Raw genomic sequence first — 21,249 nt, 5'->3', positions numbered from 1 at the left:
ACGCCAGCATAATTCTTCGCTCCGCCTAAATAATCATCTTACCGGGCAGCAGTTCAATATTTAACGACTGGCCGAGCAAGCCGCAGCGGGTCAGCCAGTCGCCCGCCAGAGTCAGTTCGCCGTTATCGCGTATCCAGTCCGCACCCTCGCTGTCGTGGCCGTCGAGTTCTGCCATCAGCGTGGCGATATCGGTATCCTCATCCAGACGGGGGGCAATCCCCCCCGAAAAACGTCCCGGCGGTAAATCCCGCTGAAGTGAGTCACTTGCCGCTCAGGGTAATGGCGGGCGTGGAGGAAACCGCAGCGGTGCTGGAAATTCTGTGGAGCATCGGGCTGAGGCGTTCGGAACTGGCGAATCTGCTGTTAGTTGACGTGGACATGGGGCGCGGCGGGCTGGTTGTAAGACAGGGAAAGAGACGAAAAGACCGGGTGGTGCCGGTGGGAATGTGGGTGCTGGCGCTACTGGCACGTGATAATGCGGTGGAGAAATGGTTGCAGGAACAGGTTGTGCCGGCATGGAATGCGCTGCAACGCGGTGAAACGGACAGCCTCAGCGGTAACGACATTATCTATGCGCTGAAACGAAAGATAAACGAAATGCATATTCTGCGGATGTTACATACCTCGCGCATTCTGTCGGCGAAATACCCGCCGTGATAGAATAAAAAATCGCGCTTGCCCTGATTTTCTGGCGGTTTTGGCATATCAGTGAGAAATCTCTTCCTTATGACCTGATGTTCGCTTACCCATCGTGGAAGGAGAATCACAGGTTTTCTCTGCATTACCTGCTATGCGTCTTATACTGTTATCTATGCTAAAGCTGATTTATTGGTGATTTTTGATGTCATGAAATCATCACATGCTGCCGATAACAAAAAATGATCAACGTTGAGATACACGATGATCACGTTTATGTGATCGCTTGGCTGAGCATAGCAACGCTGTTTGGCGGTGGATAAGATTTGAAGGGAACTACTGATCGCGAACAGTGAGGGAGCCGATGCCAGCCCGTATTCTGCTCGCATCGCGAATGTCGCCTGTTACCGTACATTAATAATTATTCGCATTGAGGAAAGCATGGATAATTTTCAAAAAGATATTGAGGAGAGAACCAACCTCACCTCTGCTAATAAGTTTGAACTCTTATTGTTCCGATTGGGTTCTGCACCATCCGCGTCAAATGATGAACAATCTGAGTTGTTCGGTATCAATGTGTTTAAGCTTCGCGAAATTGTGCCTATGCCAGCGTTAACTAAGGCGGCAGGGATGAAATCTCCTATGCTTGGTATGGTGAATATCCGTGGACAAATCATCCCTGTCATCGATCTTCCGGCGGCGGCGGGCTGTGTACCGGCCACCGGGCTCAACATTCTCCTTGTGACGGAATATGCGCGCAGCACTCAGGCTTTTGCGGTGGAATCCGTGGACGATATCGTTCGCCTTGACTGGAGTCAGGTGCTTGCTGCGGAGGCGGGCGTGAGCAGCAGTTATATCACGAGTATTGCGCGGCTTGACAACGATAAAGCGAGTAATCGTCTGGCGCTGGTTCTGGACGTTGAACAAATTCTGCATGACATCATACCGGTTGATCGTGATATTCGGATCGAGAACGCACAAGAGAAAACATACCCGATGAAACCGGGGGCGATCGCTATTGTGGCGGAAGATTCAAAAGTTGCCCGTTCGCTCCTTGAACAGGGGCTGAATATGATGTCGCTTCCCTACAGTATGCATGTGACCGGACAGGAGGCCTGGAATAAAATCAAGGCGATAGCACAGGCCGCACAAGCGGAAGGTCGACCGATTTCGGATAAAATCGGGTTTGTGTTAACCGATTTGGAAATGCCGGAAATGGATGGTTTTACGCTGACGCGTAATATTAAACGCGATGAATTTCTGAAAAATATCCCGGTGATCATTCATTCTTCGCTGTCCGGCAGCGCCAACGAGGATCATGTGCGTAATGTGGGCGCAGATGCTTATGTGGCAAAATTCGAGATTAATGAACTGGCGACCGCTATCAATAGCGTGCTTAATAAAGCATCCCGCTGATCTCAGGTTATAGCCATATTGGTTCATCGGCCTCTCCCTTATCGGTTTCATGATGCCGGGCGAGGCCGCTAAAACGGCAACGGCGTCATATTGCTCAACGTTCCACCATCACTAATCACCATCCCTATCTCCATCTCTTTCCCGATCTTCATCCGTCTGTTTGGACAATTTCGTGAATAGCTTCTCAAATTGATTATTTGCTTATGGCGCAGGCAGTTGCCAAGGCTAATCAGGTCGCCGCGGGGCATGTGTCGCGCCCGCCAGACTGATCCTTTTCTTTCTATTGTTATTGGTCAGGTATTACTGATGCCTGACCAACCGTAACGGTGCTGATCTTTTCGTTATTTCAGGTAAATGCTTGTCCTGCCAAATTTAGTCGCTGAGATATTTTGCCGGTAATGGTGCCCGGCGCTGCTACGCTTTAAGAACAGACATTGTTGTCTGATACTGTTAATCATACTGATTTTCATGACGATTACAGGTGCGGCTATGCGGATTATTATGATGTCGATTTGGTTTCTTTTATCTGGTTTCAGCGACGTGCAGGCAACTACGCCCCAAAATTATCTTTACACCTCTTACGGCCAACTGGAAACCTTGCATTCATTGCTTATGCGACCAGATATTGACGGCGTACAGATTGTTTATACGTGGAAAAAATTGGAAAAATCCAAAGGAGAGTATGACTTTTCCGTAATAGAAAAAGATCTTTCAATACTCAATACAATGAACAAGAAACTATTCATCCAGATCCAGGATCGATTTTTTGACCCTGATGCCAGGAATATTCCACTCTACTTGCAGCAGGAGCCACAATATCATGGTGGTTTAGTCGCGCAATCCGATAACCCAGGTGAAGGTAAGGCGCCTGTTCAGGGCTGGGTGGCTATGCAGTAGAATACAGCATTAAGACAACAATATCAGAATTTGCTTGCTGGCGACCTTGCGCCATTTTATGCCACCGCGACGAATGACGCCATTGTGCATGAATTTACCATGCTGGATTTCCTCGCGTCTCACGGTAAGTCGCCCATTGAGGCGTTTACTGGGCTTTAAATGATGATGCTGGGTTTAACCCGCATGACAATCTGTTAATTTAAAGGGTTTATTGGAAGGCTTGACGTTGTGGATTTTGGTATTGTTAGGGGCGTGTGCATAAAGGATACGGAAATATTGACTAGACCCGCAGTGATTTAATTTTTTCTGCGGAACAAGTTAGTTTTCATAACGTTTCCTGTATTCCGAGTTCTCATTGAAACATTTTAAAAAAAATGTGAGTAATAGACGCATTTTTTCCGGCATAAAGCGCCTCTGCGGATAAACCGCGAAAATATTATGTTGCGGGAGTTGGTAATCGGGTAGCAAGGGAACAAGCCGGCCATCGTCCAACGCCGGGCCGATGATGAATTTCGGCATTTGACAAATACCGATGCCAGCCAGAAGCGCCTCATATAAAACCTCACTGTTGTTCACCTTATAGTTTCCTCGGGGAAAAAAGCGTTCCTGTCCATACGAGCTATTAAAAGTCCAGGTCGCACCGCCACGGTAATACGAGTAAAGAATACAATTGTGCTGATTTAAATCATCCAGAGTATGAGGCGTGCCGTGCTTTTCAAGATAAAGGGGAGAGGCACAAAGAACACTGGTGCATGGGGATAATTGACGGGCGATAAGAGAAGAGTCATTAAGCTGTCCGATGCGGATCCCCATATCAAATCCCTCACCGACTAAATCCACCATATTGTCATCCATTGACATGTGCAGTTCAATTTGAGGATTTTGTCGTAGAAATTCGGGAATAAGCGGAGAGATATGCAGTCTGCCGAACGCCATCGGGACGGAAATCCTTAAGAGCCCCTGTGCCTTACCCTGCATTTTGGATATGGCGTCCTGTCCTTCTCTCATTAGTAAATTGGCGGCCCTGGCATATTCATAATATTTCAACCCCGCTTCTGTCAGGCTGATTTTCCGCGTGGTTCTATTTAGCAATCTAATGCCGAGCTCGTCTTCAAACTGGCTGATTCGTTTGCTAACCGCTGACTTAGTCACCGCCAGTTTTTTTGCTGCGCCGGAGAAACTGCCTGTTTCAACTACGGCAATGAAAAACGGAATTGTTGCGAAATTATCCATTATTTTGTCAACTTCTTGTAAACAATGTGTTTCTTATGAACAGGGTTATACCAAATTTCGTTTTTTTCTAAGATATCACTAAATTATTCAGGAGTATTTAAGTTATGCGTAACACGGGCAGTATTTTTTTGCTGGCTGTAGGCGCGGGCGTGTTATTAACGACCATGATCACGACCAACAGCTACCTCTCAACATGGAATTCCCCACTGATAGCCTCTTGGTTTGCTCATGGATCTGGCGCTATCGTTGCCTGGGTACTGATGATGCGGTTTGGTAAGGTGCAAACCGCCCACTCCCATTCTACGCAAGGCAAGCCGCCGCATTGGAGTTACCTGGGTGGGATTCCTGGCGCGCTTACCGTGTTTCTGGCCGCAATTGCCGTAAATAGCCCGTTGGAACTCGCCGGAACGCTGGGGTTGATGCTTACCGGGCAGATAATTTTTGGCCTGTTATCCGATCTGCGAGGGTGGTTTGGCGTTATTAAATGCCGCTTTTCCTTACTGGATCTTGTCTCTGTCATGCTAATACTCTGTGGTAGCGCTCTTCTAATAATCTATAGATAATTTTATGATTACTTTCATTATTCTTGCTTTATTTAATGGTGTATGCATTAGTCTGAGCCGTTCAATCAATGGCCGTTTGAGCATGGAACGCAATGCTTTCTATGCGTCTTTGTGGAACCATATCGTCGGATTTGTTTTTTTGACCTTGATTATAGTGGTGCAGAGCGATGGTTTCTCATCATTCCATTTTAATGCGCCTTTTTATGCCTACTTAGGTGGCGCACTGGGCGCCCTGTTTGTGGCGATTAACAGCTATGTTCTTCCACGAATCGGCTCGACGCAGGCTGCGATGTTAATTATTAGCGGTCAGATGATCTCTGGTGTCGTTATTGATCAGATTAGCCATCCATCCGATACGATCTGGATCAGTGTACTCGCTGTCGTCCTGATAGTTGCAGGTATTTGGGTATCGAAAATATCAGCAGCAAGAAAGAGCGCTCAGACCATAAATCTATCCCGATAAGATATTTCGAGCAGGAACACTATCAAAAAGTTGAGCGGTTGAAGCCATTATTTGAAAAAAATCATTTCGGTAGGTTTTGGCTAGGTGATTAAGAACGGCATCCAGTGCCGTTTTTTAACATTAACGGAGGGTGTCGCAGGACATTCTCCGTTAATCTCATATAAGCTATAACCCGTCGAAAGTTCAGTCTATGAATCTGTCGTTTTATATTTAATCCTTTAATTTCATGATTATACTCCTATAGCTACCTCAATTTAGCGGCAATGCATTAATTAACGCTTGGTTGTTATTGCTATAATCATGTTATTAAGCATCAATAACCAATTATCACTCGCTGAACAATTTACTATGTGGCATATTAAAATATAATGTTTGTTTTTATTTCGATTTCCAGGTAAAACTCTGGAGTTTTTCCTAGTTTTTTAATGGTTTATAAATTAAATTAATTGTTGAAATAAAGGAAACTATTTTTTTCCTCAACATCAGCTAGTAAAAAATCACAAATAACATAACATCCTTTTCACACTTGATTGCATATTAATTTTTGGGGTTATATTTATGCCGCATGTAAATATGAAACATTTCCCTTCATTAACAAATGAACAGCGTGATGAACTTTCAAATATGTTCATTAATGCAATAAGTTATGTCGTTAAATGTCCGAAAGATTTTATTTCCGTTGCTTTCGAACCTATTGAGCCTGAAAAATGGATGAGTGATATTTATCCAAATGAAATATTAGGGAAAAAACAATTTACGCATACTTTCCCCAATTATAACCCAAACGATGAGATATTATAGAAATGGAATTGTATAAAAATACTGATTTATTATCTTATAACGAAGAAGTGCTTGATGCTTTAAATACAGGCAAACCCGTTGTGGCGTTAGAGTCAACGGTGATTTCTCACGGACTTCCTTATCCTGAGAATCTCGTAACTGCGCTAAAAATAGAACAGGCGGTCAGGAATGAAGGGGCCGTCCCCGCGACCATCGGTCTCGAAAACGGTAAATTCGTTATTGGTATGACGGAACAGGATATTGACCGCTTCGCTTCGGTTAAAGGAATTCCGAAAACCACCAGCCGGGATATTCCTGTCATTCTGGCGCGGCGGGGGATGGGGGCAACGACGGTGGCATCCTCTCTGGTGGCGACAGATCTGGCTGGTATCGCGTTCTTTGCCTCTGCGGGTATTGGTGGTGTGCATCGGGGGGCGGAAAAAAGCATGGATATTTCCGCAGATCTCATTCAACTCACTCGTTCCAAAGTGGCGGTGGTTTGCGCCGGAGCCAAAAGTATTTTGGATCTTGGCTTAACGCTGGAATATTTGGAAACGCAATGTGTGCCTATAATTTCCTGGCAGTCGGATGATTTCCCAGCGTTTTATTGTGAAAGCAGCGGGTTCCGTAGTCCGCACCGCATTGACGATGATATGCAGGTGGCCAGCATTATTGAACATCACTGGCGGCTAGGTAATCGCAGTGCGGTGCTCATCACCGCGCCGGTTAATAAGGAAGACGCAATCGACCGAGATGAAGTGGAAGGCATTATTCGTCAGGCGGCGGAACAGGCGGAGCGAGAAGGCATTCGAGGACCGGGAGCTACGCCTTATCTTATGCGGGCGGTCGCAAAAGCCACCGAGGGTAAGACTGTCAAAGCCAATATGTCGGTGTTGATCAGTAACGCGGCCGTGGGAGCGCGACTGGCGGTTGCACATGCGCGTTTTCTGAAGAGCGAGGGCTGAGAATGAATTCGGTGCTGGCTATTTTCGACCTTGATGGAACATTAGTGGATACGCCGTCGGGCATTGTTCAGGCATTTAGCAGCGTGTTGCACGCAAACGATTTCGTCGCTGTTAATGAACGGGATATTCGTCAGACTATTGGGCTGCCGCTGGAAACTGCCTTTACGCGCTTGATGAATATATCCGCACAGGATGAGCGTCTGCCGCAGTTGGTTAACGCGTATCAGCAGGCTTTTCGGGAACAGGTTTTGCCCCAGGCGCCGCAGCTGGTCTTTCCTGGCGTTATTGACGGATTGAAAAAACTAAAGGCGCGCGGCGTTATTCTGACGGTGGCTACCAGTAAAGTCTCTCAAAGCGCGAATGCACTGCTTGATGCCGCTGGCCTGTCGCCTTTTTTCTACAAAGTGCTGGGTGCCGATGATGTTATACATCCGAAGCCGCATCCAGAAATGGCGCAAGTTCTTATGGCGGCTTTTCAAGCGTCGATGGCGCAAACCTGTATGGTCGGTGATACCACTCACGACCTGCTTATGGCGCAGCAGGCTGGGATCACGGGGTTGGGGGTTGAGTGGGGTGTTCATAGCCGGGAGCAATTAGAACATCAGAAGCCACTGCAAATCGCTATAACTTTTGACCAGATTGTAGAAGCTATTTTAACGATGCAGTCGCAGCAGGCAATTACTGTCTGACTGATAGCCCATTCGTAATCACAGCAAAATATCTTTTATAAAAAGATATTTTGCCTTATTAGATCGGATTAATACGCAATGACTTTTGAAATATCCTCAAAGGAGAGGATGGCTGACGCCTGTCAGTCCCGTAAGGCGCGAATTGATGCGCTATTGGCTGATTCTTCACACCATATTGAATTTAACGGACATCTTTCCAATCACAATAAACATGCTGTAGTGGCGTTGGCGGGTTTGGGAGCCTCAGCAGAGAGGATCGAAGAATATTATTATCAGTATGTTAAAGAAACGACTTATGGTTTTGGCCTGGAGCCGAAGCGACCTTCGCGCTATACGGTTGATGACAACAATTGCCTGACGTTGCTGGGACAGCGTACCAGTTTCTCCAACTGGTGTGAGTACTTTTCCGCTGCGACGGAACGTGATGGGCTGCCAACCATTTTGGCTAAATGGATGCCGATTTTACTGCCAGGGTGGGCGGGGGCCTTTACGCATGCCACGATCCATCTGGGATGGGGACTTGATTACAATCATCCGCGCATGATTATCGAAGGGTTGGCGTATATGGCATTCTCCTGGGTTTCCTGCCATCCGCAGCGTCAGACTCCGTCATCCCTCGCCAAAGACGCAACCGCCATCGAATCGCTGATTTCTATCAGTACGATGCTGAAGCTGGACAGCGCGGAATATCAGGCTTGGGCGCAGCGAATACAGAACGGCGAGATCGAGCCAGAGAAGGCAAAGTGTCACCCTGAGCTCAAACGTTCTGGATTGCAATATCGTATTGCAATGTCGCTGGCTGAAGGGCACCCACTTATGGATGCGATGCCCGGCTGGTTGTTAAATGAGAAAATGGAACAGGTGTGGCTTCAGATCCACTATATCGTCGCCATCATTTACCTGGCCCGCCCCGGCGATTTCGTCAATTTGCATTTAATTACCTCATTATATGCAATGGAGCAAATAGCCAGCAAATTACCAGAGGAACAACATCGCAGCGTTGCTCGTAATTTCTGGCAAGGGATGATGGGAATTCTATTATCCAGCGGCGATTTTCCTGACCCCCAGACGTTAATTCATCTGGACTTACGGTGGAAAAATAATTTTGACGATGTACAGGATCGGGATGTGGCGCAGCAGTGGCGGCACATTATCAATGCCGCCATCGTTGAAGCCGAAGAGCATAATCCAAAGTTGGTCTATGTCGCGCAAAAAATATGGAACAGAACGTACGGTCTTGCTATTTATCGGGAAGCGGCCAGTTGTTTTACCACTACGCCTGAACTTCCTGCAAGTTTTTCACAGCAAGCCGATGACGGTATATAAAGAATAAAAATACCCAGAGACAGTAAAAATAATTATCTAGCAAATACATTATATTTTGATAAGGAAGTAAATAATGTTTCTTAATAATGATCAAAAGAATTCTTTCGGAGTTATTGATTGCTCTAATCAGTTGGCAATTCAATTAGCTTCCAACACCAGTCTTATTACTTTATTTAAACAACAAAAGGATTTTGCGCCACAGGCCCCGGCGGTAATCTTCGAACAGGAGATACTGACCAGAGAAAATCTCTGGCAGCAGGCTGAATCGATCGCGAGATATGTGAAGGATAATTTCGGATATTATGATCGCTGCGTCGGATTATTTGTCGACCCTTCAATATCGCTAATGTGCGGCGCGTGGGGGATTATGTTATCCGGCAATGGGTATTTGCCGCTGTCACCGGAATACCCTGAGGAGCGCCTGCGCTACATGTTGGAAGATAGTCGGACAGAAGCGGTTTTTACGCAGGAACATTTGCGCCAACAGCTTGAGCAATTAGCGCCTTCCTCCGTTCACATTTTCACTGAGAAAGATGTGGAGAAGTATATGGCGAAATCCGTTATCAGCATGGCGCCACAGCAAGACTATACCGTATCTGCTGATACTTTGGCTTACGTTATTTACACTTCGGGCAGTACGGGTAAACCCAAAGGGGTGATGATCGAACAACGCAGCCTGGTTAACCAGATGCACTGGTTGGCTTGCGAATATCAACTCAGCACGCAGACGCGTATTTTGCAAAAGACGCCCATGAGTTTTGATGCCGCTCAATGGGAAATTTTGTCCCCAGCTTGCGGATCAACGGTCATTATGGCTGCTTCGGGGATTTATAAGGATCCTCCGCGTCTTATCGAGTTCATTCGTCGTTATCAAGTTACCGCACTGCAATGCGTACCCACGCTATTACAGGCGATTCTGGATGATGATGACGTGCTGAACTGCGTCAGTCTTAAGCAGGTTTTCAGCGGCGGTGAGGCATTGCATAAACGCCTTGCTGCTCTCTGTTTGGAAACGTTGCCGGGTTGCCAACTGGTAAATCTTTACGGCCCGACCGAATGTACGATTAACAGTTCGGCCTGGACCATCAGCAAGGATACGCTTGAGAAAGAATTGGACATAATATCAATAGGTCGTCCAATTTATAACACGCACTATTACATCCTGGATAACGAAATGCGGCCGGTCGCGCCGGGAGACATCGGCGAACTGTATATCGGCGGCATCGGATTGGCGCGCGGCTATTTGCACCAGCCTGAAATGACTCAGGAGCGTTTTTTACCGGATCCGTTTCAATCTGAAAATTCGCAGGCGCGCATGTACAAAACGGGCGATTTGGCGCGCTGGAGCGAGCATGGAACAGTCACTTATGTCGGCCGGACAGATAATCAGATAAAATTACGCGGTTATCGCATTGAACTTGATGAGATTCGCTCCGCCATCGAAAAACACCATTGGGTCAGGCATGCTGCTGTCATCGTCAAAAATGATCCGCATACCGGTTACCAAAATCTTATCAGCTTCGTCGAGCTCAATAATAAAGAAGCGGCATTGATGGACCAGGGCAATGCTGAAAGTCACCATCAGTCAAAAGCTAACAAAGCTCAGGTTTATATGCAGCTTTCGAATATGGGATGCCGTGACGATAAAGAAGGCGAGCAGGTCATCAACCTTCCTGGTGCGCAGGAAAGCGTTGAGCAGCGTGCGATGGCATTTGGCCGCAAGACATACCGCCACTACGAAGGCGGTATCGTTACCGAACGGGACCTGCTGGAAATGTTGGCTGAACAGCCGCCATCTGGTGATGCCGTTGACCTTTCTGCGCTGTCATTAGCGTCGCTGGGCGCTCTGTTGCGTTACTTCGGACGCTTTACCAGTGAAGAGCGCATTTTACCGAAATATACCTGGTCTTCGCCGGGCGCGTTATACGCTACGCAGCTTTACGTTGAACTGGCGGGAATCGCGGGCATTGAAAGTGGAATTTATTATTATCACCCATTGAACCATCAGTTAGTGCTTTGCGCCGCTGTGCTTGCCGACGAATCCCCTTATTTCCGCTGTCACTTTATTGGTAAAAAAGCGGCGATAGAGCCAATCTATAAAAACAATATTCAGGAAGTTCTCAATTTTGAGGCAGGGCATATGCAGGGAGTATTGGATTATGTGCTTCCCCGCTTTGGATTGAGCATCGTCAGGCAAGCGTATTGTCCTGAAGTGAAGTCGCTTCTCAGCGTAGCCGACGAGGATTACTACCTGACCAGTTGCTGCATAGACCGCTATCAGACGAGTTCACGGCCACCGGTAGATATTCTTGTGCAGGCGATGCCGAAGAAAGTGAGAGGATTGGCACCTGGAATTTATTGTTATAAGAATCAGCAATTTCAATTCATTAGCAGTGAAATGGTGCAGAAAAAACACGTTATCGCGATTAACCAGAAAGTATATGAAAATGCCTCTTTTGGGATCGCATTATTGAGTCGAGGGCAGACCGGCTGGCAGAAATACGTCACGCTTGGTAGACAGATGCAACATCTGATGAATAATACCAGGCTGATAGGATTAATGGCCTCAGGCTACAGTTCCGAAACGGGTTATGATTTGCCTGCTGCCATCGTGCTTAAAAATATTCTTTCCGAACAGCCAGAAGCCTCTTATTTTTGTATTGGCGGACGCATTACCGAAGAGCAAAAACAGAGTGAAGGGATGAAGGAGGATAGCGTCCATATGAAAGGGCCGGCTGAGATTCTGCGCGATGATCTGGAGAGTTTTTTACCGACTTTTATGCTGCCGAATAAGATTTTAGTATTGGATAAACTTCCTCAGATGGCGAATGGAAAAATAGATATTCCACGTCTGGCGGCGCATCAAATAGAGCTTGCTCATAAAACCATCGTTCCACCGCGGAATGCGTTGGAACAGCAGATTGCTGAAATCTGGCAAGATTGTCTGAAACAACCGCAGCTATCCATTGATGATAATTTTTTTGAGGTCGGCGGCAACTCCCTCATTGCTGTCGCTTTGATGAGTCGGTTAAATAAAAAGTTGAATCATCATCTGCCCGCTCAACTGATTTTTACGGCGCCGACCATTGAAAAACTGGCGCAGCATATCACTGACAGTTCAATGAACGCTGCCGACCTATCACGCTTGATCCCTTTGCAGCCGCGAGGTCGCCAAACTCCGGTATTTTGTTGGCCAGGATTAGGCGGCTACTGTATGAATCTGAGAACGCTCGCCGTCTCTTTTTCATCCTCCCGGCCTTTTTACGGTATTCAAGCCAGTGGCATTAACCCTGGCGAGATTATTTATCCAACGATAAAAGAGATGGCGGCACAAGATATTCAGCTTATCAAACAGAAACAACCTCATGGGCCTTATGTACTGTGGGGATACTCTTTTGGCGCGCGTGTGGCGTTTGAAGCTGCCTGGCAGCTTGAATCTGCAGGCGAGCAGGTGGAAGCGCTTATTTTGATCGCGCCGGGATCGCCAAAAGTACGTCAACAGCAGGCGATGCTACATACACGCGAGGCCAGCTATACTAACCCGGCCTATCTGACAATTTTGTTCTCTGTCTTCATGGGAGACATCCAGCATCCTCTGCTGGAAAGCTGTCTGCAGCAGGTGAAAACGCGTGATGCCTTTATTGATTTCATCGCGCAACATCATCATGCGCTGGCGCATACGCAAATTGCACGCATAACCGATATAGTCAGCCAAACGTTTGAATTTAACTATAGTTTTAATGAATTGAAAAATCGTCGACTTCAAGCGCCGATATCGGTAATTAAAGCTCATGGCGACGATTATTCGTTTATTGAAAGCGGGGTGCAGTTTTCCGTTTCACCTCCCAACGTCGCTTCATTGCTGGCGGATCATTACCAATTGCTTAAAGAAAGTCATATTAATGAACTGCTTGACGCTATTGCAGGTAAGCGGAGGGTGAGTGATATGGCTTAGCCTTTTTTACTTTGGTATCAGTAAGTGATATGACTGCTCCCACCTATTGCTGGTAAAAACAAAATCGAAACGGCTTTGTTAGTAAAGTGATATAGCTTCGAGTGATTTTTAACAGCCGGGTGCAGTCATGGGGAACGGATAACCCATTGATAAAAAACCAAAAAGCAGACGTCCGTGAACGTCTGCTTTCTTGTGTGAGGGGCGTCCACGCTGGCGAATGTCAGGCTGACGCCTATTCCGCGACCAGATCGAGTTTTATGCTCAGCGACGCTATTTTGTCCTGATACGCCGGCGGCAGATGGATGTCGGTGATCACTCGGCTGACCTGATGGTCGGTTGAGATCGGATAAGGCTGTATCAGTCCGAATTTGCTTGAATCGGTCAGCACGATCGTCTCGACGCCTTTACTTAGCACCGCGTCAATGACGTCGCAGCGCATCATGTCGCGGCCGGTAAAGCCCGTCTCAGGATGATAGCCATCAATACCGATAAACGCTTTGTGGAAGTGTACCTGCTGGATCCCGCTGCGGGTTAATGGCCCGACCACCGACTGGCTGTTTTTCTGATAGAGGCCGCCGAGCGTTATCACGTCACAATCGGTATCTTTAAGCAGATGGGCAATGTAGTGACTGACGGTAATGATGGTGACATCTTTCGCATTGGCGACGTAACGGGCGAGCAGGGCGTTGGTGCTGCCGCCTTCAATGAAAACGCAGTCGCCGTCGTTAATCAGGGTGGCGGCGTAATCGGCCAACGATTTTTTCAATTGAAAGTTAGTTTGCATGCGAGCATCAACATCATCACTTTCTATCGCAACCGCATAACCATGTGCCCGCTTAAGGTAGCTATTGCGCTCCAGCGCGTTGAGATCCTGACGAATAGTGACTTCCGATACCCCGGATATCTGCGCCAGTTCGCTGACGCTGACGCTTTTACGTTGATTAACGAGCTGAATAATATTTTGTTGCCGTGCGTTCATAATGGCCAAATGAAAATGAAATGAAGGTAATGATCGATACTATACCGTGGGTAAGAACCAGAAATAACGCCCTATAACGAATTCGTATTAAAAGCCTGCTTCCAGTCGTGCGCAAATTTTTCCACCGCGGCGTTGACTGCCGGCGCGGAGATAAACTGTTCCGCCACGTCAATCGGCACTGTTACCGATTCGCAACCGGCCAGCAGACATTCCACTACCTGACGCGAAGTTTTAAAACTGGCCGCCAGCACTTTGGCATGCGGCGCATGCAGCGACAGCAGCTTTTGCAGATCGGTTACGGTCTGAATGCCGTCGCCGCCCTGAACGTCCATACGGTTGACATAGGGCGCGACGTACTCCGCTCCCGCCAGCGCGGACAACAGTCCCTGGCCTGCGCCGTACACTGCGGTGCCTAATGTCGCAATGCCTTCTGTTTTCAATATTTTGATGGCCGCCAAACCTTCCGCCGTGACCGGTACTTTCACCACTACATTATGGGTGACGGCATGCAGCTTTTTGGCGTCCTCGACCATGCCGTCCGCCGTCTGCGCCATCACCTGAGCGAACAGACGCCCTTCGCCGCCTAATATTTCATGCAGCGCCAATAGCACCTCGGCGACAGATTTGCCGCTGCTGGCGATGATGCTTGGGTTGGTGGTCACGCCGGCTAGCGGGAAGATGCGCGCCAGGCGTTTTACGGCAGAGAGGTCAGCGGTATCGAGATAGAGTTCCATCGGTTTATCCTCGGAAAGTGTGAGTTATCACTAATTTTGCCAAGTATAAAATCATTAACACGAAGGATTGTTGATAAAAATCAAATTAACTTTCTTTCGAAGCGTGTTTAATCTTCATATGAAGAATTTCAGCGGATCAAAGCAATGATTTTCAACATACAGCGCTACTCCACACATGACGGCCCAGGTATCAGAACTGTGGTATTTCTGAAGGGCTGCTCGTTGGGGTGCCGTTGGTGTCAGAATCCTGAAAGTCGTTCCAGAAAGAAAGATCTGTTATTTGATGCCCGCCTCTGTATGGCCGGTTGTGATCTCTGTCAGCGCGCCGTGCCGGAAGCGATTGAAAACACGCCGCATGGTTTGGCGATTTATCGTGAACGACTGACCAAGGCGGATTTCACCCGCCTACGAATGTGCTGCCCGACACAGGCGCTGACAGTGTGCGGCGAAGAGGTCGATCTCGACAACATCATGGCCATCGTGCGGCGCGATATCCCGTTTTATCAGCGCAGCGGCGGCGGTCTGACATTGTCCGGCGGCGAACCGTTCATGCAACCGGACAACGCCAGCGCGCTATTGCAGCGCTGCCGTAATGAGGGCATTCATACCGCGGTGGAAACCTGCCTGCATGTACCCTGGTCCTATATTGAACCGTCGTTGCCCTATACCGATCTGTTTCTGGCCGATCTCAAGCATGTGGACGAGTGTGTGTTTCGCGCCTGGACGGACGGTTCGGCCCGACGCGTGATGGAAAATCTGAAGAAAGTCGCGCGCGCCGGAAAGCACATCACTATTCGTGTGCCGCTGATCCCAAATTTCAACGCCAATGAAGCGGCGGTCAGGGCGATTACCGACTTCGCCGCCGATGAGTTAAAGGTGGCCGATATTCATTTCCTGCCATACCACACGTTGGGTATGAATAAGTATGTGTTGTTAAATCAGGCTTATTTCGCTGCGGATAAGCCGTTGAATGATCCCGAATTACTTGCTTTTGCAAAGCATTATGCGCAGGCAAAGGGGCTGAAAGTCACATTGCGAGGATAGAACTATGACCACCCTGAATTTGACCATGTTGAGCGAACGTATTAAAGCGCATAAAAACGCGTTGATTCATATTGTGAAACCGCCGATATGTACGGAGCGCGCGCAGCACTACACCCGCGCCTATCAGGAAAACATGGATAAGCCGATACCGGTGCGCCGGGCGCTGGCGCTGGCTAGCCATCTTGCCAATCGTACTATCTGGATTAAACACGATGAGCTGATTATCGGCAATCAGGCCAGTGAAGTGCGCGCCGCGCCGATTTTCCCGGAATACACCGTCGGCTGGATTGAAAAGGAAATCGACGATCTGGCCGACCGCCCCGGCGCGGGTTTCTCAGTCAGCGAAGAGAACAAGCGCGCGCTGCATCAGATCTGCCCGTGGTGGCGGGGACAGACCGTGCAGGATCGCTGCTACGGCATGTTTACCGACGAGCAGAAAGCGCTGCTGGCAAGCGGTATCATCAAAGCGGAAGGCAATATGACCTCCGGCGACGCGCATCTGGCGGTGAATTTCCCGCTGCTGCTGGAAAAAGGTCTGGATGGGTTACGCGAGAAAGTGGTCGAGCGCCGTTCGCGCATCAACCTGACGGTGCTGGACGATTTGCATGGCGATCAATTTCTGAAAGCTATCGATATCACCCTGGATGCGTTAAGCCGGCACATTAAACGCTACGCCGAACTAGCAAGAAACATGGTCGCGGCGGAAACGTGTGATGCCCGCCGCGAAGAGTTGCGTCAGATCGCGGAAAACTGCGATCTGATTGCGCATCGGCCGCCGCAAACGTTCTATCAGGCGCTACAATTGTGCTATTTCATCCAACTGGCGTTGCAGATTGAATCCAACGGCCACTCGGTTTCTTTCGGGCGGATGGACCAGTATCTGTATCCGTATTATCGCCGCGATGTGGAATTGCAACAGACGCTGACGCGGGAGAGCGCCATCGAAATGTTGCAGAGCTGCTGGCTCAAGCTACTTGAGGTCAACAAGATCCGCTCTGGATCGCATTCGAAAGCCTCCGCCGGCAGCCCGCTTTATCAGAATGTCACCATCGGCGGACAAAACCTGATTAACGGCCAGCCGATTGACGCCGTTAATCCGCTCTCTTACGCCATTCTGGAGTCCTGCGGTCGTTTGCGCTCCACTCAGCCAAACCTGAGTGTGCGTTACCATGCCGGCATCAGCGACGATTTCCTCGATGCCTGTGTGCAGGTGATCCGCTGTGGTTTCGGCATGCCGGCTTTTAACAATGATGAGATCGTCATTCCAGAGTTCATCCGTCTGGGCATTGAACCGGAGGACGCCTATCAGTATGCCGCGATTGGCTGTATTGAAACCGCGGTCGGCGGCAAGTGGGGATATCGCTGTACCGGTATGAGTTTTATCAACTTTGCCCGCGTGATGCTGGCGGCGCTGGACGGCGGACGCGACGCCACCAGCGGTAATGTGTTCCTGCCGCATAGCCGGAGGCTGTCGCTGGGCAACTTCGACAACTTTGAGCAGGTGATGCAGGCGTGGGATGCGCAGATCCGTTATTACACGCGTAAATCGATTGAAATCGAGTATGTGGTCGACACCGTCCTTGAAGAGAACGCGCACGATATTCTGTGTTCGGCGCTGGTGGATGATTGTATCGAGCGGGCGAAAAGCATTAAGCAAGGGGGGGCGAAATATGACTGGGTTTCCGGCTTGCAGGTGGGCATCGCCAATCTGGGCAACAGTCTGGCCGCGGTGAAAAATCTGGTCTTTGAACAGGGAATTATCGGTCAGCAACAGTTGGCGCAGGCGTTGGCAAGCGACTTTGCCGGTATGACCAATGAGCAGTTGCGTCAGCGTTTGATGAATCAGGCGCCGAAATACGGCAATGATGATGATAGTGTTGATGAACTGCTGGTGCGCGCCTACCAAACCTACATCGATGAGTTACGGCATTACCACAATCCGCGTTATGGCCGCGGGCCGATCGGCGGCAACTATTATGCGGGTACGTCGTCAATTTCCGCCAACGTGCCGTTTGGCGCCGCGACCATGGCGACGCCGGACGGACGCAAGGCGCATACGCCGTTGGCCGAGGGCGCAAGTCCGGCGTCCGGCACCGACCATTTGGGGCCGACGGCGGTCATTAGCTCGATTGGTAAATTACCGACCGGCTCGATCCTGGGCGGCGTGTTGCTGAATCAGAAACTGAATCCTTCGACGCTGGATAACAGTAACGATCGTCTTAAGCTGATGGCGTTGTTGCGCACCTTCTTCGAAGCGCATAAAGGTTGGCATATTCAGTACAATATTGTTTCGCGCGACACGTTGATAGCAGCGAAAAAACACCCGGACCAATACCGTGATCTGGTCGTGCGCGTGGCGGGGTACTCGGCGTTTTTCACCGCGCTATCACCCGATACGCAGGACGATATTATTTCCCGCACCGAACATACGCTATAACCCATTCCACAGAGGGCTGACATCAGCCCTCTTAATACTTTTCCCCCGATATTCCCTTCATCTCCACGGCAGTTATCCCCAATGACATTGACAAGCGCCGGAAGGCCGCAGATTTTCAGTTACGCCACATGGGTCTTTGGCTAGCCAATCGATACTTACCCAATATATCATCAATAGATGATATATTGAGGTTTTCACCTTCGTAGGCGGATAGCGGAGGGATAATCTCAGATGGCAAGGAATGAGGAACCGCTATGATTAAACGATGGTTTAACGGAACTAGCATGAAAAAGGGTGTATTGATGTCAGGATTATTAACAACACTTAGCGTTGCATCCGTTCAGGATGCGCCGAAAGATTTTCTCTGGGGGGCAGCTTCCGCTGCTTATCAAGTTGAAGGGGCGGCCACCGCAGATGATAAAGGGCGCTCAGTGTGGGATTACTATCTGGACGAGAAGCATCTGGCCGGGCCGGGTATATCCGGTAAAATCGCCATCAACTTTTACGATCGCGATCAATACCTGAAGGATATTACGCTGTTTAAAGAAATAGGATTAAACAGTTATCGTTTTTCGATAGCCTGGACGCGGATCATTCCTGACGGCCTGGGGCCGGTTAATATCAAAGCTATTGCACACTACCGGCAGTTTATCGCAGATCTCAAGGCCGCGGGTATTCAGCCCCTGGTAACCCTCTATCACTGGGATATGCCTGATTCGCTGGCAAAAGCCGGAGGATGGGAAAATAGGGACTCCGTGGAATGGTTCCAACGCTATGCCGATGTTATTTTTGCGAACTTCCATGATCAAGTTGATCAGTTTGTTTTGATAAATGAGCCGACCGTGGAATTGGCAACCAAAATTATGGCGGAAAAACGTCTTAATGGTGAAGAGATTACATTTCCACCGATTGTTCCATCGTTGCCTTATCTTGAAACCTCACTGAAAGCATACAACCACATCCTCCTTGCCTCTGCCGCCGCTCAGGAGCGTTTCAGGGAGAAGCAATATAAGGGCCGCCTGGGTATCGCTTTACCTTTCTTCCCGATCTTGACAGACCAGAATGCATCAATAGAGGACAAGTCCGACGCTACTCTTGCCGACGGCATTCTGAACCGATGGTTCCTGGACGCAATATACAAGGGAACCTACCCAAGTGATGTCCTCCAGTTGGCTGCGGCGCATCATCTCAACATTGATGTGCAACCCGGTGATGCCAAACGAATCCACGATTCTGCGCTGGGCTTTCTTGGCGTCAACTATTACGCGCCATTCTTCGTCCGTCATCAGCAAGGTGCAGAAGACGCGTATTCACCGGAAATTTATTTCCCCGCGCAAGAGAAGCTTGCTTTTAACGGGGCGGTAAGACCTGATCAGTTCTCCGCACTGCTCGAAAGAATTCAGAAAAATTATGGCAATCCGCCGGTAATTATTACCGAAAACGGGGCAGGGTTCCCCGGAGAGGACAAGCTCGTTGACGGTAAAATCAACGATATTAACCGTTGCCTCTATATCGTCGACCACATCGCAGCGATGAAGCAGTCTATGGACAAAGGAGCAAATATTCAGGGTTATCATGTCTGGTCAAGTCACGATAACCTGGAATGGCTCAGTGGCTACAACAGCCGGTTTGGTATGATTTATGTGGATTACGATACGCAAAAACGCACGCCAAAACTGAGTGCTAAAATTTACGGTAAAATTATACGCGGTGAAAAGGTCAGCGATATCGATTGCAAGGCTGAATAAGCGTTGCGATGACAGTCCGTTTGATACCTCTTTCAGGGGCGACGGGTGTTCCGGTGGTCTTGTAAGGTACGTGTCTGAGCGGCTGCAATTTAAGGCTGGGATTAGCGGATGTCAATTGCAACGCGGGATACAAGAAAATTCATGACCGGCAAGTCTCCAACCTTTCCGCTCTGCATGGCTACGGATCTGTGCGAGAGGATGGAATTCAGTAATAATCATCTTTCCTTTTGGTGCTATGTGGTTTTGGTGGCAAACCCGCTTCATCAGTATCTTTACCAGCAAAAGGATATGGCTTCGAGTGGTTTTTGGTGAACGAGGGCGAACTTGAAGAAGGGGATAACCAATTGATTAAAAGCAAAAAAGCAGACGTTAGTGAACGTCTGCTTTCTTTAATTTGGCTCCTCTGACTGGACTCGAACCAGTGACATACGGATTAACAGTCCGCCGTTCTACCGACTGAACTACAGAGGAATCGTGTGAACGGGGCGCATCATAACGGGGCGCGCCGCACATGTCAAAGGCGGAAACGACAATTTTAAACTGTTCGGTGAGAGAATGTGCAATCTATGGGAGCTCAAGCTTTTTCAGGCTGCGATCTCATTTTTATGAACGTGCGAAAAATACCATTCAACGGTTTTCTTGATCAGTTCTTCTGTGGCATCAATATAATTGTCCGGTGTCGTCTTGATCTCGTTTTCCAGAATCAGCGGCAATTCGGTACAGCCAAGGATGATTTTTGCTACCCCGTTTTGCAGCAGCCGATCTTTTATTGGCGACAGCAGAGCATGTGCGGTAGCCGCTTCGCCTGCTTTATAAGCATAAATACTTTCCATCACCTGTATCTGATCTTCTTCGGTTGGAATATGGCAGGCAATGCTATTTTCAGCGAGATTATTTTGATAAATACGCGCCTTGATTGTCGCTGTGGTCGCCAGTAATCCGACTTGAGCGATTTTTCTTTCTTGAATAACCTGACAGGCGGTATCAATAATACTGATCATTTCCACCTGTGCATGTTGTTTTAATTCCTTAAACCAATAATGTGCGGTATTGCATGGAATAATAATGCATTCAGCACCGGCATTTTCCAATATTTTCATATATTCAATCATTTTTTCCAGCGGCGACGGGCTATGGTCAAGAATGCATTTTGTGCGGTCGGGAATATCCGGGATGGAGACGGCAATCGTCGGAATATGATCCTGATCCCGGTAAGCGGGAGTGTTTCTGATCAGTTTTTGCATGGCGTCAACGGTTGCACCCGGCCCCATACCACCCAGAATTCCCACCAGACTGTTCATGCTGTTTGCCTCGTTGCGTGTTGAAACTGCAAGGATGGTCGCATATCGCCAGGATTTGTGAATTGCTAAATTCCCATCCCCTA

17 protein-coding genes, 1 tRNA gene and 2 pseudogenes are annotated in these 21,249 nt (G+C 48.5%); 14 read left to right on the top strand and 6 right to left on the bottom strand.

The window, feature by feature from the left end; all coding sequences use genetic code 11:
* Positions 1-25: 25 nt before the first annotated feature.
* Positions 26-175 carry a SymE family type I addiction module toxin gene (locus NC856_RS17770; RefSeq protein WP_318841717.1) on the bottom strand — a complete coding sequence of 50 codons (150 nt, stop codon included), beginning with the start codon at positions 173-175 and terminating at the stop codon, positions 26-28.
* 104 nt (positions 176-279) lie between these two features.
* Here NC856_RS17770 and NC856_RS17815 point away from each other — a divergent pair.
* The 4 genes and pseudogenes from NC856_RS17815 to NC856_RS03425 form a co-directional block, all read left to right on the top strand.
* Positions 280-411: pseudogene (locus NC856_RS17815) on the top strand (hypothetical protein); the annotation flags it as partial.
* Positions 412-456: 45 nt separating this feature from the next.
* A pseudogene (locus NC856_RS17810) lies at positions 457-657 on the top strand (hypothetical protein); the annotation flags it as partial.
* A 420-nt stretch (positions 658-1,077) separates the two neighbouring features.
* On the top strand, positions 1,078-2,052 hold the full coding sequence (locus tag NC856_RS03430; RefSeq protein WP_264089039.1) for a chemotaxis protein: 975 nt from the start codon (positions 1,078-1,080) through the stop codon (positions 2,050-2,052).
* 489 nt (positions 2,053-2,541) lie between these two features.
* On the top strand, positions 2,542-2,949 hold the full coding sequence (locus tag NC856_RS03425; RefSeq protein ID WP_264089038.1) for a hypothetical protein: 408 nt from the start codon (positions 2,542-2,544) through the stop codon (positions 2,947-2,949).
* 318 nt (positions 2,950-3,267) lie between these two features.
* Here NC856_RS03425 and NC856_RS03420 read toward each other — a convergent pair whose 3' ends face one another.
* The gene (locus NC856_RS03420; RefSeq protein WP_264089037.1) at positions 3,268-4,182 is read right to left on the bottom strand and encodes a LysR family transcriptional regulator; all 915 of its coding nucleotides are present in this window, start codon (positions 4,180-4,182) and stop codon (positions 3,268-3,270) included.
* A 104-nt stretch (positions 4,183-4,286) separates the two neighbouring features.
* Here NC856_RS03420 and NC856_RS03415 point away from each other — a divergent pair, with 104 nt between their 5' ends.
* The 7 genes from NC856_RS03415 (at position 4,287) to NC856_RS03385 (ending at position 12,923) form a co-directional block, all read left to right on the top strand.
* The gene (locus NC856_RS03415) at positions 4,287-4,745 is read left to right on the top strand and encodes a DMT family transporter (protein WP_264089036.1); all 459 of its coding nucleotides are present in this window, start codon (positions 4,287-4,289) and stop codon (positions 4,743-4,745) included.
* Positions 4,746-4,749: 4 nt separating this feature from the next.
* On the top strand, positions 4,750-5,208 hold the full coding sequence (locus NC856_RS03410) for a DMT family transporter (protein WP_264089035.1): 459 nt from the start codon (positions 4,750-4,752) through the stop codon (positions 5,206-5,208).
* Between the two features lie 558 nt (positions 5,209-5,766).
* Positions 5,767-6,009 carry a tautomerase family protein gene (locus NC856_RS03405; RefSeq protein WP_264089034.1) on the top strand — a complete coding sequence of 81 codons (243 nt, stop codon included), beginning with the start codon at positions 5,767-5,769 and terminating at the stop codon, positions 6,007-6,009.
* Between the two features lie 2 nt (positions 6,010-6,011).
* On the top strand, positions 6,012-6,953 hold the full coding sequence (locus NC856_RS03400; RefSeq protein ID WP_264089033.1) for a pseudouridine-5'-phosphate glycosidase: 942 nt from the start codon (positions 6,012-6,014) through the stop codon (positions 6,951-6,953).
* Between the two features lie 2 nt (positions 6,954-6,955).
* Entirely contained in the window at positions 6,956-7,642 is a 687-nt protein-coding gene (locus NC856_RS03395) for an HAD family hydrolase (RefSeq protein WP_264089032.1), read from the top strand.
* Positions 7,643-7,750: 108 nt separating this feature from the next.
* Positions 7,751-8,968: a questin oxidase family protein gene (locus NC856_RS03390; protein WP_264089031.1), complete on the top strand. Its 1,218-nt coding sequence runs from the start codon at positions 7,751-7,753 to the stop codon at positions 8,966-8,968.
* Positions 8,969-9,041: 73 nt separating this feature from the next.
* Complete coding sequence (locus NC856_RS03385) at positions 9,042-12,923, top strand: amino acid adenylation domain-containing protein (protein WP_264089030.1); 3,882 nt, start codon at positions 9,042-9,044, stop codon at positions 12,921-12,923.
* A 232-nt stretch (positions 12,924-13,155) separates the two neighbouring features.
* Here NC856_RS03385 and NC856_RS03380 read toward each other — a convergent pair whose 3' ends face one another.
* Both NC856_RS03380 and fsa read right to left on the bottom strand, forming a co-directional pair.
* Entirely contained in the window at positions 13,156-13,902 is a 747-nt protein-coding gene (locus tag NC856_RS03380) for a DeoR/GlpR family DNA-binding transcription regulator (protein ID WP_264089029.1), read from the bottom strand.
* Positions 13,903-13,973: 71 nt separating this feature from the next.
* Complete coding sequence (gene fsa / locus NC856_RS03375; RefSeq protein ID WP_264089028.1) at positions 13,974-14,636, bottom strand: fructose-6-phosphate aldolase; 663 nt, start codon at positions 14,634-14,636, stop codon at positions 13,974-13,976.
* Positions 14,637-14,780: 144 nt separating this feature from the next.
* On the opposite strand from fsa, the gene NC856_RS03370 reads away from it, so the two are divergent.
* The 3 genes from NC856_RS03370 (at position 14,781) to NC856_RS03360 (ending at position 19,865) form a co-directional block, all read left to right on the top strand.
* Positions 14,781-15,680: a glycyl-radical enzyme activating protein gene (locus NC856_RS03370; protein WP_264089027.1), complete on the top strand. Its 900-nt coding sequence runs from the start codon at positions 14,781-14,783 to the stop codon at positions 15,678-15,680.
* A 4-nt stretch (positions 15,681-15,684) separates the two neighbouring features.
* On the top strand, positions 15,685-18,117 hold the full coding sequence (locus tag NC856_RS03365) for a formate C-acetyltransferase/glycerol dehydratase family glycyl radical enzyme (RefSeq protein WP_264089026.1): 2,433 nt from the start codon (positions 15,685-15,687) through the stop codon (positions 18,115-18,117).
* A 284-nt stretch (positions 18,118-18,401) separates the two neighbouring features.
* On the top strand, positions 18,402-19,865 hold the full coding sequence (locus NC856_RS03360; protein ID WP_264089025.1) for a glycoside hydrolase family 1 protein: 1,464 nt from the start codon (positions 18,402-18,404) through the stop codon (positions 19,863-19,865).
* Between the two features lie 395 nt (positions 19,866-20,260).
* Here the strand turns inward: NC856_RS03360 and NC856_RS03355 are convergent.
* Both NC856_RS03355 and NC856_RS03350 read right to left on the bottom strand, forming a co-directional pair.
* A tRNA-Asn gene (locus NC856_RS03355) sits at positions 20,261-20,336 on the bottom strand.
* A gap of 113 nt (positions 20,337-20,449) precedes the next feature.
* Entirely contained in the window at positions 20,450-21,166 is a 717-nt protein-coding gene (locus NC856_RS03350) for a cysteate racemase (RefSeq protein WP_264089024.1), read from the bottom strand.
* Positions 21,167-21,249: the final 83 nt, after the last annotated feature.

This window comes from Brenneria izbisi (assembly GCF_025840185.1).
GTDB classification, from domain to species: Bacteria; Pseudomonadota; Gammaproteobacteria; order Enterobacterales; family Enterobacteriaceae; genus Brenneria; species Brenneria izbisi.
The sequence above is the reverse complement of the archived record's forward strand: the minus strand, read 5'-3'. Positions and strand labels throughout refer to the sequence as shown.